Source organism: Streptomyces sp. NPDC020898 (genome assembly GCF_044333925.1).
Taxonomy (GTDB): Bacteria; Actinomycetota; Actinomycetes; order Streptomycetales; family Streptomycetaceae; genus Streptomyces.
This window is the reverse complement of record NZ_JBIRRV010000014.1, coordinates 94,376-106,932: the sequence shown is the minus strand read 5'-3', so window position 1 is coordinate 106,932 and position 12,557 is coordinate 94,376. Positions and strand designations below refer to the sequence as shown.

The 12,557-nt window shown below is 70.0% G+C and carries 10 protein-coding genes; 2 read left to right on the top strand and 8 right to left on the bottom strand.

Going from position 1 to position 12,557, the window contains the following annotated elements:
* Positions 1-58 precede the first annotated feature (58 nt).
* From ACH4TV_RS34895 to ACH4TV_RS34880, 4 genes are all read right to left on the bottom strand, one after another.
* Positions 59-880, bottom strand: a complete 822-nt coding sequence (locus ACH4TV_RS34895) for a carbohydrate ABC transporter permease (protein WP_398405267.1) — start codon at positions 878-880, stop codon at positions 59-61.
* On the bottom strand, positions 877-1,860 hold the full coding sequence (locus tag ACH4TV_RS34890; protein WP_398405266.1) for a carbohydrate ABC transporter permease: 984 nt from the start codon (positions 1,858-1,860) through the stop codon (positions 877-879). The genes ACH4TV_RS34895 and ACH4TV_RS34890 overlap by 4 nt, the downstream gene beginning before the upstream one ends.
* Before the next feature lie 44 nt (positions 1,861-1,904).
* Complete coding sequence (locus tag ACH4TV_RS34885; RefSeq protein ID WP_398405265.1) at positions 1,905-3,134, bottom strand: extracellular solute-binding protein; 1,230 nt, start codon at positions 3,132-3,134, stop codon at positions 1,905-1,907.
* 129 nt (positions 3,135-3,263) lie between these two features.
* A complete protein-coding gene (locus ACH4TV_RS34880) occupies positions 3,264-4,319 on the bottom strand; it encodes a LacI family DNA-binding transcriptional regulator (RefSeq protein WP_398405264.1) in 1,056 nt (351 codons plus the stop codon).
* A 599-nt stretch (positions 4,320-4,918) separates the two neighbouring features.
* Here ACH4TV_RS34880 and ACH4TV_RS34875 point away from each other — a divergent pair.
* On the top strand, positions 4,919-7,564 hold the full coding sequence (locus ACH4TV_RS34875) for a cellulosome protein (RefSeq protein ID WP_398405263.1): 2,646 nt from the start codon (positions 4,919-4,921) through the stop codon (positions 7,562-7,564).
* A gap of 17 nt (positions 7,565-7,581) precedes the next feature.
* Here the strand turns inward: ACH4TV_RS34875 and ACH4TV_RS34870 are convergent, their stop codons facing one another.
* Together ACH4TV_RS34870 and ACH4TV_RS34865 are read right to left on the bottom strand one after the other, a co-directional pair.
* Entirely contained in the window at positions 7,582-8,349 is a 768-nt protein-coding gene (locus ACH4TV_RS34870; protein WP_398405262.1) for a thioesterase II family protein, read from the bottom strand.
* Between the two features lie 99 nt (positions 8,350-8,448).
* Entirely contained in the window at positions 8,449-9,327 is an 879-nt protein-coding gene (locus ACH4TV_RS34865; RefSeq protein ID WP_398405261.1) for an NAD(P)H-binding protein, read from the bottom strand.
* 80 nt (positions 9,328-9,407) lie between these two features.
* On the opposite strand from ACH4TV_RS34865, the gene ACH4TV_RS34860 reads away from it, so the two are divergent.
* A complete protein-coding gene (locus ACH4TV_RS34860) occupies positions 9,408-10,385 on the top strand; it encodes an AraC family transcriptional regulator (protein ID WP_398405260.1) in 978 nt (325 codons plus the stop codon).
* Between the two features lie 54 nt (positions 10,386-10,439).
* Here the strand turns inward: ACH4TV_RS34860 and ACH4TV_RS34855 are convergent, their stop codons facing one another.
* Entirely contained in the window at positions 10,440-11,096 is a 657-nt protein-coding gene (locus tag ACH4TV_RS34855; RefSeq protein WP_398405259.1) for a response regulator, read from the bottom strand.
* On the bottom strand, positions 11,093-12,418 hold the full coding sequence (locus ACH4TV_RS34850; protein ID WP_398405258.1) for a sensor histidine kinase: 1,326 nt from the start codon (positions 12,416-12,418) through the stop codon (positions 11,093-11,095). The genes ACH4TV_RS34855 and ACH4TV_RS34850 overlap by 4 nt, the downstream gene beginning before the upstream one ends.
* Positions 12,419-12,557 lie beyond the last annotated feature (139 nt).

The following is a 12,557-nucleotide window of genomic DNA, read 5'->3' as shown; positions in this document are numbered from 1 at the left end:
CGGCGGGCTGCCGGGCGGGGCGACGGCGCCCGCGGCTGCGGCTGCGGGCGGTCCGGTGTCAGTCCTTGACGGCTCCGGCGGTCACGCCGGCGGCGACGTAGCGCTGGGCGAGGACGAGGATGACCGCGGCGGGCAGTGAGGCCACGACGGCGGTGGCCATGATGGCGTTCCACTCCTGGTTGTTGTTGCCGATGTACTGGTAGATGCCGAGGGTGATCGGCTGGTGGGCGCCGCCGGCCGCCAGGGTGCTCGCGAAGATGAAGTCGGACCAGGACCACAGGAACGCGAACAGCGACACCGTGACGATCGAGTTGCGGCTCATCGGCAGCACGATCGACCAGAAGGTCCGCAGCGTCCCGGCGCCGTCCGTCCTGGCGGCCTGGAGGAGTTCGCCGGGGATGCCGGACATGAACGCGGTGAAGATGAGTACGGCGAAGGGGACGGCCAGGGTGGAGTCGGCGACGATCAGTCCGGGGACGGACTGGAGCAGACCGAGGCTGAGGTAGATGGCGTAGAAGCCCATCGCCATGATGATGCCGGGGATCATCTGGGCGGCCAGCAGGACGAAGTTGAGGATTCCGCCGCCGCGCGGACGCAGCTTGGCCAGCGCGTAACCGGCGGGCGCCGCCAGGGCCACCGTCAGTACGACGGTGCCGAGGCCGATGACGAGGCTGGTGCCGAGGTAGGGCAACTGCTGGTCGATGACGGCCCGGTAGCCCTCCAGGGTGGCGTGGGCGGGGAACAGGTCCGGCGGGCTCTTGCGCATGTCCTGGTCGCGGGTGAAGGACACGTTCAGCATCCAGTAGACCGGGAACAGCATGATGGCGGTCAGCAGGAGACCGATGAACGTCTTCCACCACGTACGGTTGCGTCGGTTCATGACAGTTCCTGCTTTCGCTGGACCCTCATGTAGACCAGGCCGAAGACCAGGGCGGCGACCACGAGCAGGTTGCCGACGGCCGCACCGGGGCCGAAGGCGGGCAGCAGGTTGCCGAAGCCGAGCTGGTAGGACCAGGTGGCGAAGGTGGTGGACGAGTCGGCCGGGCCGCCCTTGGTCATGATCCAGATGATGTCGAAGACCTTGAGCGTGTAGACGAGGCCCAGCAGCAGGGTGATCGCGGAGACCGGCCGCAGCAGGGGGAAGGTGATGCTCCAGAACCGCCGCCAGGGGCCCGCCCCGTCGAGGGCGGCGGCCTCGTACAGGCCGACGGGAATGGACTGGAGGCCGCTGTAGAGCACGACCAGGTTGAAGGGGACGCCGATCCAGACGTTCGCGATGATCACCGAGGCCAGCGACCAGGACGGCGAGGTCAGCCAGTTCACCGGGCCGATGCCGATCGCGTGCAGGGTGGCGTTGACGACGCCGGAGTCGCTGTTGAGCATCCACGACCAGGTGGACGCCGACACGATGAGCGGCAGCAGCCACGGTACGAGGAACAGTGCGCGCAGGGTGGCGGAGAGCCGGAAGTTCTGGTGGAAGAAGACGGCGAGCGCCAGGCCGATCGCGTACTGGAAGGCCAGGCACACAACGGTGAACACCACGGTGTGCAGGAGTGCGGGCGCGAAGGTCGGGTCGTCGAAGACGGTGAGGTAGTTGTCCAGGCCCGTGAACGGGGCGTCGCCCTGGACGAAGGAGCGGACGGTGTAGTCGCGCAGGCTCAGATCGACGTTGCGGTAGAGCGGATAGGCGTAGAAGAGGACGAGGTAGAGGGTGACCGGGGCGAGGAAGGCCCAGGCGGCCCACTGCTGGGAGGCGGGACGCCGACGCGTGGTGGCGGGGGCCGGGGGCGGTGCCGCGATGGCCGCCCCGTTCCCTTCGCGTACCGGCAGCGGGTCCGGTGCCTTTGTCGTGCGGTTCATCAACGGGCCTCTGGCGTCGGCGACTTGGGTTACTTGACGGCGGACTAGGCGGCCGTGAGCGCGTCCTTGGGCGACTGGGACCCGCTCAGCGCGGACTGGACCGCCTTCCACAACTGCTCGGAGATCTTGGGGTACTTGGTGCCCAGGTCGTCACTGGTGCGTCCCTTGGCCGCCTTGACCGCGTCGACCCAGGGCTTGAGTTCGGCGTCGGTCGCGACCTGCTTGTCCTGGACCTCGCCGGTGGGCGCGACGTACGACAGGGTCGTGTCGGTGGCGAGGAGGTTGTCGGTGCTGGTCAGGCAGGTCACGAGCTTCTGCGAGGTGGCGTAGCGGCCGGTCTCGCCCTGCACCGGGACGGTGACGAACTCGCCGCCGGTCGGGGCCGCCGCGTTGCCGCCCGAGGCGCCCGGCACCGGGATGACGCCGTACTCGAAGCCGGCCTTCTCCGCGTTGGCGAGCTGCCAGGTGCCGTTCTCGCTGAACGCGTAGTCGCCGGTCGCGAACTCCTGCCAGCTGGTCGTCTGTGTGTTGTTGATGACCGAGTTGGGGGCGTAGCCCTTGTCCAGCCAGCCCTTCCACAGTGCCAGTGCGGACACGGCCTCGGCCGAGCCGACGTCGGTGAGCTGGGCTCCCGAGCCCCAGAACCACGGCAGGAACTGGAAGCTGCCCTCCTCGGTCCCGATCGCCGAGAACGTGATGCCCTTCTTGCCGGCCTTCTTGACCTTCTCCAGCGCCGCCGTCAGCGAAGCCCAGTCCTTCACCGACGCGATGTCCACGCCGGCCGCCTTCAGCACCTCCTTGTTGTAGTAGAGGGCGAGGGTGTTGGCGCCGACCGGCGTGCCGTACGTCTTCCCGTCCGTCTGGCCGGCTGCGAGCAGGTTGGCGTCGACGGCAGACGTGTCGATCTTGTTGTCGTCGGTCGTGGTCAGCACGCCCGCCTCGGCGAGGGTGGAGACGACGGGGTTGTCGACGATGAGCACGTCCGCGGAGTTGTCCTGCTGGGCCGCGAGCAGCGCCTTGTTCGTCAGATCACTGGTGTCGAAGGCGGTCCGCTTGATCTTCACGCCGGCCTCGGTGCCGCAGTCGTCCAGCAGCTCGGCCCACGCCGAGCCCTTCGCGAACTGCGGGTAGGGGTCCCAGACGGTGTACGTACCGCTGTCCGCCGCCTTGCCTGCGGTGCCGCCCGACCCGGAGGAGCACGCGGTGGCGCCGGCGGTGACGGAGACGACGGTCAGGACTGCGGCGGTGAGACGCCGTCGGGCAGATCTGTTCATTGCGTGTTCCTCATGGTTTTTGGCACAGGGGTGCCCTGGGATCGGCACAGGTGTGCCGGGCGGTGAGTTGTGTGGGGTCGACCGGTTCGGGGTGCGGAGCGTGAAAGGTGAAAGGGGCGCGGGTGACGGTCAGGGGTGCGTAGGGGTGCCCGAGTCGGGAGCCGGGTCGGCGGGCCTGTTGCCGGCGGGTGCGGTGCTGGCGCGCAACGAGATCGGCGGTGCGAGCAGGTGATGCCGGGCCGGTGTGTCGGGGTGGTCGAGGCGCTCGACGAGCAGGTCCACGGCGAGGCGGCCCATCTGTTCCGCCGGTACGTCCGCCGCGGTGAGCTGCGGGGTCACCGTCTCCGCCCACCGGCTGGCCACGACTCCGGTGACGGAGAAGTCGCGTGGCACATGGCGGCCGGCCTCGGCCAGCCCCCGGTACAGCCCGCCGATCGCGGCCTCGTTGAGGGTGACCAGGGCCGTGGTGGCGGGATCGTCGTGCAGGATCCGCTCCAGACAGGCCAGGCCGGAGGCGGCGTCGTCCCCGCAGCAGTACGACCGGACGGTCAGCCCGCGTTCCGCCGCGGCCTTGGTGAACCCGTCCAGCCCGCGCTGGGCCGACTCGTACCCCGCCCGCAGCAGTTGTTCGGGCCGGTTGACGAAGGCGACCCGGCGGTGACCCAGATCGGCGAGATGGTGCACACAGGCCGCTGCCAGTGCCGTGTGGTCCAGCCCCACCCACCAACTGCCCTCCGGGTGGGCGGTGCGGCCGATGGCGACGGAGGGGAAGTCCACCGCGGCGAGATGGTCGAGCCGGTCGTCCCGCAGCCGGATCTCCATCAGGATCGCGCCGTCGACCCGCCGCTCGCCCAGCAGCCGCTGGAAGGAACGGTCGCTGTCCACGCCGCTCGGGGAGAGCAGCACGTCGTAGTCGTGGGCGGCGGCGGCTTCGACGACGCTGCCGATGAAGTCCAGCTGCATGCCGGTGTAGTGGTTCCCGGCGGGCGGGAAGACCAGACCGATGGTGTTGGTCCGGCCGTTGGCCAGGGCCCGCGCACTCGCGTTGGGCTGGTAGCCCAGTTCGTCGATGACCCGCTGGATCTTTCGGCGGGTGTCCTCGGAGACGGGGCGCTTCCCGCTCAGGGCGTACGACACGGTGCTCCGCGAGACACCGGCCCGCTGGGCAATCTCACCGATGTTCACGGGACTCCTTGCTGAGAGCGGCCGAATCGGTTCGATGATTCCAGAGATCGAGATCCGACGGATCGCGATCGTCGAACCGGTTCGCGTGATGTGAAGGTAGGAGCAACCCGGACGGGTGTCAACGCCTCGTGCCGGATTTCCCGTAACGGCCCGGAAACGTGAGTTGGGTGGGGTGCGGTGCCCGGCCCGCCTGGACGTGTACTGGCTCGCCGACGGGCCATGGGCAGTTAAGAGGCAGGTCAGGGGCAGTTCCGGGGTCGTCTTCGACGGGCCGGGAATCCTCTGATCCCGGCAGGACGGCCCGGCGTGCGCGGTCGACGGGATGTGTGTCGGGGGTATTGCTGGCCGGATTCCCCGGTGCTAGCTTCCTCGAACCGGTTCGACAGAGCATCGAGGGGTTCAGCACACCGCGCCGCGACCACACGCGGTTCGCTCCCCGAAGGCCGGCCGAGCGCGTCCGAAACCCGGAACCCGAGCGCCGCCGAACCGTGGCGACTCCTGTCACGCGACGCCAAGTCGAAACCGGTTCGCCCCTCCGCCACCTGCCCATGGAGACTTCAGTGCGACAACGACAAAGAACGACGGGAGCCGGCGTCATCATGGCCGCAGTCCTCGCCACCATGCTCGCCGTCCCCTCCGCGGGCACGGCCCGGGCGGCCGATCCGGAACAGCTCGTCATCGATCTCGCCACCGACACGGGCGCCTTCCACGGCGGCGCCTCCGGCTCGCTGTACGGGATCTACGGCGACGGCGCGCCGAGCCGCAACCTCATCGAGGGCATGCACCTGCGCACGGTGTCCACCAAGGCGCAGGACGGCCCGCAGCACCCGGGCGCGGACGCCCTGGAGATCCTGCCGCCGTTCGTGGACTCCGGGGGCAAGGACGTCTACATCTACATGACCGACATCTACCGGGGCTTCCCGTACCAGTGGCCCGGCGCCAACGGCCCCGAGCGGCTCGCGGACTTCAAGGAGAAGATCAAGAAACAGGTCGCCCAGGTCACGACGATGGGCGACTACAAGGACCACGTCGTCTACGTCCCCTTCAACGAACCCGAGGGGAACATGTTCGGCTCGGGCGCGTGGAGCTACAACAACGTGTCCTGGCTGAACGACCCGCAGGACTTCTTCGCGGCGTGGAAGGAGACGTACCACCTCATCAAGAGCCTGGACCCGGACGCGCGGATCGCCGGCCCGAACACCTCCCTCCTCTTCGACCAGGTCAAGGGCTTCCTGCAGTACGCCAAGGCCAACGACGTCGTCCCGGACGTGATGACCTGGCACGAGCTGTCCAGCCCCGCGGCGGTCCGCACCAGCGTGGCCAGGTACCGGCAGTGGGAGCAGGAGGTCGGAATCGGTCCGCTGCCGATCAACGTCAACGAGTACGGCCACAACTACCACCTCTCCGTGCCCGGCCAGGTCGTCCAGTGGGTCTCCGCCATCGAGGAGTCGAAGATCGACGCCGACCTGGCGTACTGGAACATCGACGGCAACCTCAACGACTCGGCCGTCGACGCCAACAAGGGCAACGGCCAGTGGTGGCTGTTCAACGCCTACGGGCAGATGTCCGGGCACACGGTGCAGGTGACCGCTCCCCATCCGAACCAGCAGTACACGATGCAGGGTGTGGCCACGCTCGACGCGGACAAGAAGCAGTCCCGGGCGCTCTTCGGCGGCAAGAACGGTGACGCGAACGTCGTCTTCAAGAACATCGACCCGAAGCTGTTCGGGAAGACGGTGCGCGCCACCGTGCAGGAGATCCCGTGGACCGGACAGGTCGGCGACTCGGCCGAACCACTGCGACTGGCGGACCAGGAGGTCGCCGTCGGCACGGACGGCGTGGTGACGCTGCCGATGGCGGGCATGAACGCGATGTCCGCGTACCAGGTCATCCTCTCCCCGGGCGGAAACGGCGGGAGTCCGGCCACCCCTTCGACGAGCTGGCGCACGACGTACGAGGCGGAGAACGCCACCTACACCGGCAGCGGCTACTCCAGGAACGGGCCTGAGGGAACGCCCTCCAACGTCGGCAAGTTCGCGACCAGCGGCGACTACAACGTCGGCGGCCTGCGCACCGGTTCCGACGGTGTGCTCGCCTTCGACGTCGAGGTCCCGCAGGACGGCACGTACGACCTGAGCGTCTTCGCCAACTCCTACAACCTGGACGCCCGGGTGAAGGAACAGGGCCCCACCAACGTCTTCCTGCGCGTCGACGGCACGGACCCGCAGGAACTGCGGATGCCGCTCGGCTACAAGTGGGTGGTCTGGGGCCACACCGACACCACCGTGAAGCTGACTGCCGGCAAGCACAAGATCACGCTCTCCGCGAAGGACGCCGACCTGGGCGTCACCAAGGGCGACGCGATCATCGACAAGATCGACCTGGCCCTGCGCGACGAGCACGTCACCCAGCCGGCGATCTACGAGGCCGAGTACGCCACTCTCACCGGAACCCGGCCCGGCTACACCTACCGCGGTGCTTCGGGTCCGGGCGCGGTGGCCCTGGGCAAGCGCGACTCCGCGACCTTCTGGGTCCACTCGGCCGCCGACGGCGAGTCGACGGTGTCCGTCGACCACCTCGGCGGTGGGGAGGCGGGCCTGTCGCTCAACGGTGAGGCGCTCGACCTTCCCAAGGTCGGAAGCGGCAGGCCGGGTACGGACACGGTCAGGATGTTCCTGTCCGCCGGCATCAACAAGATCACCGTCACCGGTACCTCGCGGGAACTGGTGCTCGACCGGCTGCGGGTGTCACCGTCGAAGGGCGCTCTGGTGCCCACCGTGTACCAGGCCGAGGACGGCACACTCTCCGGCGCGGCCCGAACGACCGCCGAGTACACCTTCGCCGGTAACGGCAAGGCCGTCACGGACATCGGCAACGGCACCGCCAACGCCCTCACCATCGACGTGGTGGCCGCCAGGTCCGGGCGGCACGCGGTCACGATCCGCTACTCCAACGCCGAACAGGCACCGGCGACCCACTACAACCCCGACCCGATCGCCCGGCACGCGGACCTCTCGGTGAACGGCGGCCCGGCCCGCAGGGTGCTGTTCCCGACGACCTTCCATTTCAACGACTTCCGGGACCTGACCGTCCCGGTCACCCTGAAGAAGGGTACGAACCGGCTCACCTTCACGGCGGACGAGCTGCCGGACTTCGACGGCGACACCTACAACCAGTACGACCAGCGATCCCCGTACGCGCCGGTGATCGACCGGATCGCCGTCACACCGCTGACGAAGCGTTAGCAGCGGGCAGGCACCGCTCAGGACGACGTCCGGCTCGGGTGCGACACGGGGCCCGAGCCGGCCGCCTCCGTGACGAGCGCCGTGATCTCCGGAAGATGCCGGGCGAGGAAGAAGTGCCCGCCGCTGAAGGTCCGCACCTCGCAGCGCGCGGTTGTGTGCCCCGCCCAGGCGGCGGCCTCCTCGGCCGTCACTCTGGGGTCCCGGTCGCCGGTCAGGACGGTGACCGGGCAGGACAGCGGCTCGCCCGGCTCGTACCGGTAGGTCTCGGCGGCCTTGTAGTCGTTGCGGATCGCGGGGAGCGTCATCCGCACCACCTCCTCGTCCGGCACCTCCAGATCGGCGCCGGCCAGCCGGAACACATTGGCGACCAGCGTGTCGTCGTCGAGCAGGTACGTCGACTCCTCGCGGTGTGCCGACGGTGCGCGCCGCCCCGACGCGAACAGCGTCAGCGGCACGACACCGCGCCGGCGCAACCGCGCCGCCACCTCGAAGGCGACCGTGGCGCCCATACTGTGCCCGAAGAGCACCACCGGCAGATCGAGCCACGGCACGAGTTCTTCGAGGACCAGGTCCGCCAGTTTCCCGAGATCGTCCACGCACGGCTCGGCGATCCGGTCCTGCCGGCCCGGATACTGCACGGCCAGCACCTCCAGCGACGGCGCCAGCGCCCGCGACAGGGGGAAGGAGAAACTGGCCGAACCCCCGGCATGCGGAAGGCACACGACGCGAGCGGTCGCCCGCTGCGCCGGATGGAACCTACGGATCCACGGTGATCCCGCAGACACGACCGCACCTCACTTCTGCCTGGTCACACCGGTGTTCGGCACCGGCGCCTCCCGCGACAGATTATCGGACCGGATGCTCGGTGGCCGGCGACGGCCCGGTCAGCCGTGCCACACCCCGGTCGCCGCGGTGGCCCTCACGTAGTCGGCGAAGTCGCGCGGTTCGCGGCCGAGCACCCGCTGGACGCCGTCGGCGAGTTCGGCGAAGCGGCTCTCGGCGATCCAGCCGTAGAGCAGGTTCAGCAGACCGACGTACTCCTGCGGTACGCCGCGCCGGGTGGCGTAGTCCGCGAAGTCGGCCTGGGAGACCGGACGGTAGGCGATGTCCCGGCCGGTGGCGCGGGCGATCTCGTCGGTCACGGCGCCCAGACTCAGCAGCCGGGGTCCGGTCAACTCGTAGGCCTGGCCGCCGTGTCCGTCCTCGGTGAGGGCGGCCACGGCCACGTCGGCGATGTCGTCGGCGTCGATGAACGGCTCGACGCCGTCCCCGGTGGACATCACGACCTCGCCGTCGAGGACCTGCCCCCGGAAGTACGGGTCCTCGTCGAAGTTCTGGAAGAACCAGGCCGGCTTGAGGATCGTCCACTCCGCGCCGGACTCCCGTACCGCACGCTCGCAGGGCAGCTTCTCCTCGCCGGCCGGCACCACCCAGTCGCGGGCGGAGAGCAACACCAGCCGCTCGACGCCGCCGGCCGCGGCAAGCTTGCCGAAGGCGCTCATCGAGGTCGCGGCGTCGGCGAGTTGCGAGTCGACCAGGTAGGCCGCGCCGGCGCCATCGAGGGCGGGCTCCCAGGTGTTCTCGTCGGCCCAGTCGAAGCGGGTCGTGCCCGTCCGGGAGGCCGCCCGGGTGTCGTAACCGCGCTGCTGGAGACGGGAGACCACCCGGCGTCCGGTCTTGCCCGTACCGCCGAGGACCAGGATCGGCTTGGTCGTCGTGTGAGTGGTGACAGTCGTGCGAGTGGTGTTCGTCGGCTTCGTCATGCGATCAGTCAAGCGTTCACCGGTGAGTCGTGAAATGGTCCATAAGCTCATATCAATGTCTCAGCGTCTAGAGTCGTTCCATGGACGCGTTGACGAGTCTGTTGCACGAAGTGCGGTCCGACGGGGCCCTCTTCAGCCGGAACATCCTGGTCCCGCCCTGGTCGGTCCGCTTCGCCGACGGCACCTCCCTCACCCTGGTGACCATGCTGCGCGGCGACGGCTGGGTCGTCCCCGGCGACGCCGCACCCGTGGCGCTCGGCGCCGGAGACGTGGCGGTGGTGGTCGGGGCGGAGCCGTTCACCATCGCCGACACCGCCGACCCGCCGGCGTCGCCGCTCTACGTGGTGCACGGCCCCGACCTCTGCACGACGGCCGACGGCGCGGAGATCAGTGACGAACTCGTGCTGGGCCTGCGCACCTGCGGGAACAGCCTGGACGGCCCGACCGTGCTGCTCACCGGCAGCTACCGGGTCGGCGGCCGGGTCTCCGAACGGCTGCTGAGCGCGCTTCCCCGGGTGCTCGCCGTCCGCCACGACGGCCGGCCCGGCCCGGTCCTCGACCTCGCCGCCACGGAGATCGAACGGAACGCCCCCGGGCAGCAGGCCGTTCTGGACAGGCTTCTGGACCTGCTCCTGCTGTCCACGCTGCGTGAGTGGTTCACCCGCCCGGAGGCGGCCTCGCCCGGCTGGTACCAGGCCCTCGGCGACCCCGTCGCGGGCAAGGCCCTGCGTCTCATCCACGACCGGCCCGCCCGCCCCTGGACGGTTGCGGCCCTCGCCGAGGAGACCGGAGTGTCCCGGGCGACGTTCGCCCGCCGCTTCAGCGACCTGGTCGGCCAGCCGCCCATGGCCTACCTCACCGACTGGCGCCTCGCCCTGGCCGCCGACCTGCTGGCACGCACCGACGCCACCGTGGAGTCCATCGCCCGCCAGGTCGGCTACCGCAGCGCCTTCGGACTGAGCGTGGCCTTCCACCGGGTGTACGGCACCCGCCCCGGCCACCACCGCACGAGCACGGCCCGCGCCACCGCCGGCGTCGGCGACGACCGTCGCGGTTGACGATCTGACGGCTCATCACCATGCCCTGAAATCCGAGTAGTTGGACCGCACCGTTCAGGCGGGTCGGACAAGTCCGGTGTCGTAGGCGAAGATCACGGCCTGGACGCGGTCGCGGGCGTCGATCTTGGTGAGGATGCGGCCGATGTGGGACTTGACGGTGGATTCGGCGAGGTGGAGGCGTTCGGCGATCTCGGTGTTGGTCCAGCCGGAGGCGATGGCGGTGAGGACTTCGCGTTCGCGCTGGGTGAGTTCGTCGAGCCGGCGCTGCTGCTGCGGGGAGTGGCCGGGCAGGCGGTCGCCGAAGGCGTCGATGAGCTTGCGGGTCAGGCCCGGGGAGATGACGGCGTCGCCGGTGGCCACCGCGCGGACGCCGGCGACGAGTTCCTCGGGCAGGGCGTCCTTGAGCAGGAAGCCGCTGGCACCGGCGCGCAGGGCGTCGTAGGCGTACTCGTCGAGGTCGAAGGTCGTCAGCACCAGGATGCGGGAGCGGCCGCCCGACTCGACGATCCTCCGGGTGGCCTCGATGCCGTCCACGCCGGGCATGCGTACGTCCATCAGGACGACGTCGGGACGCAGTTCGGCGGTCATACGGACCGCTTCGGCACCGTTGGCGGCCTCGCCGACGACGGTCATGCCGGGCTGGGCCTCCAGCAGCATGCTGAAGCCCATGCGCTGCAGGGCCTGGTCGTCGACGATGAGAACTGTGGTCATGAGCGGTGCTCCGGGGAGGATGGCGGTTCCCCCTGCTCGTACGAGGTCGAGTACGTGGGGGAAGGCGGATCGGGGACGAGGAAGGCGTGGACGGTCCAGCCGCCGCGGGAGTTGGGTCCCGACGTGACGGTGCCCTGGTAGAGAGCTGCACGTTCGCGCATGCCGACCAGACCGCGACCGCCCCCGGCCCGCCGACGGCGGCTTCGCGGCGTGCGGCACGGGCCCTCGTCCTCCACAGTGACGTGGAGGGCCTCCGGGCCGGCGGTGAGGGACACCCGTACCGAGGTGTCGGGGGCGGCGTACTTGACGGTGTTGGTCAGGGACTCCTGGACGATGCGGTAGACGGACAGCTGGAGACCAGGGGGCAGGCCGGTGAGGTCCCCGTGGGTGTCCAGGGTGACGGTGGGGCCGGCCGCGCGGACGCGCTCCAGCAGGGGGCCGAGGTCACTGAGACCCGGCTGTGGGGCGAGCGGAGCCTCGTCCGCCCGTTCGTCGTCCTCGCCGATGACAGCGAGGAGGCGGCGCAGTTCGGCCAGGGCGTCGCGTCCACTGGCGCTGATGATGCGGAGTGTCTGGGCGCCGCGTTCCGGTTTCGTTCCGGAGAGGGCGGCGGCGCCGTCGGCGAGGCCGACGATGACGGAGAGGGTGTGGCCCAGGATGTCGTGCATCTCGCGGGAGACGCGGGCGCGTTCCTGCGCGGTGGCGAGGCGGGCCTGCTGGTCGCGTTCCTTCCGTAGGGCCTCGATGTAGGCGCCGACCACCCTGCTCAGCAGACCGATCGCGGCGAACGCGGCCATGGCGGTCATCGCCAGCGCGGTCACGACCTCGGGCCGCGTGGCGTACTCCAGCTGGCGCCCGGTGAACACAGCGGCCCACGCGACGAGCTGCACGGTGGTGACGCCGACGGCGAGGGCCAGCTGGCGCGGTGAGCAGTGGCGGCCGACGTTGAAGAGAGCCACGACGCGTGCGGACTCGGATCCGGTCATCACCCCCAGAGGGAGGGCCGCGACGGACACGGCGGTGGTGAGGGCGAAGACGAGCATGGGCCGGCGCTCCCGCCACAGGAGCGGGACGGTGAAGGCGACCACGAGCGCCAACTGCGCCGGGATGTCGGCGGTGTTGTAGGGGTTGAAAGGGGAGCTGGCGCCGAGCGCGGCGCACAGGACCGGAACACCCCAGTGCCGGATCCTGGGGTGGGCGTGGTCGCCCCGCCGCAGCGCGGCCAGCCGGTGGACGACGGAGGCGATCACCGGATCGCCGGCCAGGGTCTTCAGGGTCCGGTCGTCGTCCGGGCGGAGGGCGGGGGCGCTCGGTACGGTCACGGGGAGGTCCTTCACGGGTCGGGGGCCGCCCGCCGGTCCCGGGGGGATTGGACCGGCGGGCGGGGCTGGGGAGCCGGCCGGTGGGAGGCGGCCGTTCCGGTTGTCGATCGGGCGTGGTCGGCAGCTGCCGCTGCGGCTC

Excerpts from the sequence above, each read along its gene's own strand:
- ACH4TV_RS34895 (WP_398405267.1), bottom strand. The coding sequence starts at position 880 with ATGAACCGACGCAACCGTACGTGGTGGAAGACGTTCATCGGTCTCCTG.
- ACH4TV_RS34890 (WP_398405266.1), bottom strand. The coding sequence starts at position 1,860 with ATGAACCGCACGACAAAGGCACCGGACCCGCTGCCGGTACGCGAAGGG.
- ACH4TV_RS34885 (WP_398405265.1), bottom strand. The coding sequence starts at position 3,134 with ATGAACAGATCTGCCCGACGGCGTCTCACCGCCGCAGTCCTGACCGTC.
- ACH4TV_RS34875 (WP_398405263.1), top strand. The coding sequence starts at position 4,919 with ATGGCCGCAGTCCTCGCCACCATGCTCGCCGTCCCCTCCGCGGGCACG.
- ACH4TV_RS34865 (WP_398405261.1), bottom strand. The coding sequence starts at position 9,327 with ATGACGAAGCCGACGAACACCACTCGCACGACTGTCACCACTCACACG.
- ACH4TV_RS34860 (WP_398405260.1), top strand. The coding sequence starts at position 9,408 with ATGGACGCGTTGACGAGTCTGTTGCACGAAGTGCGGTCCGACGGGGCC.
- ACH4TV_RS34855 (WP_398405259.1), bottom strand. The coding sequence starts at position 11,096 with ATGACCACAGTTCTCATCGTCGACGACCAGGCCCTGCAGCGCATGGGC.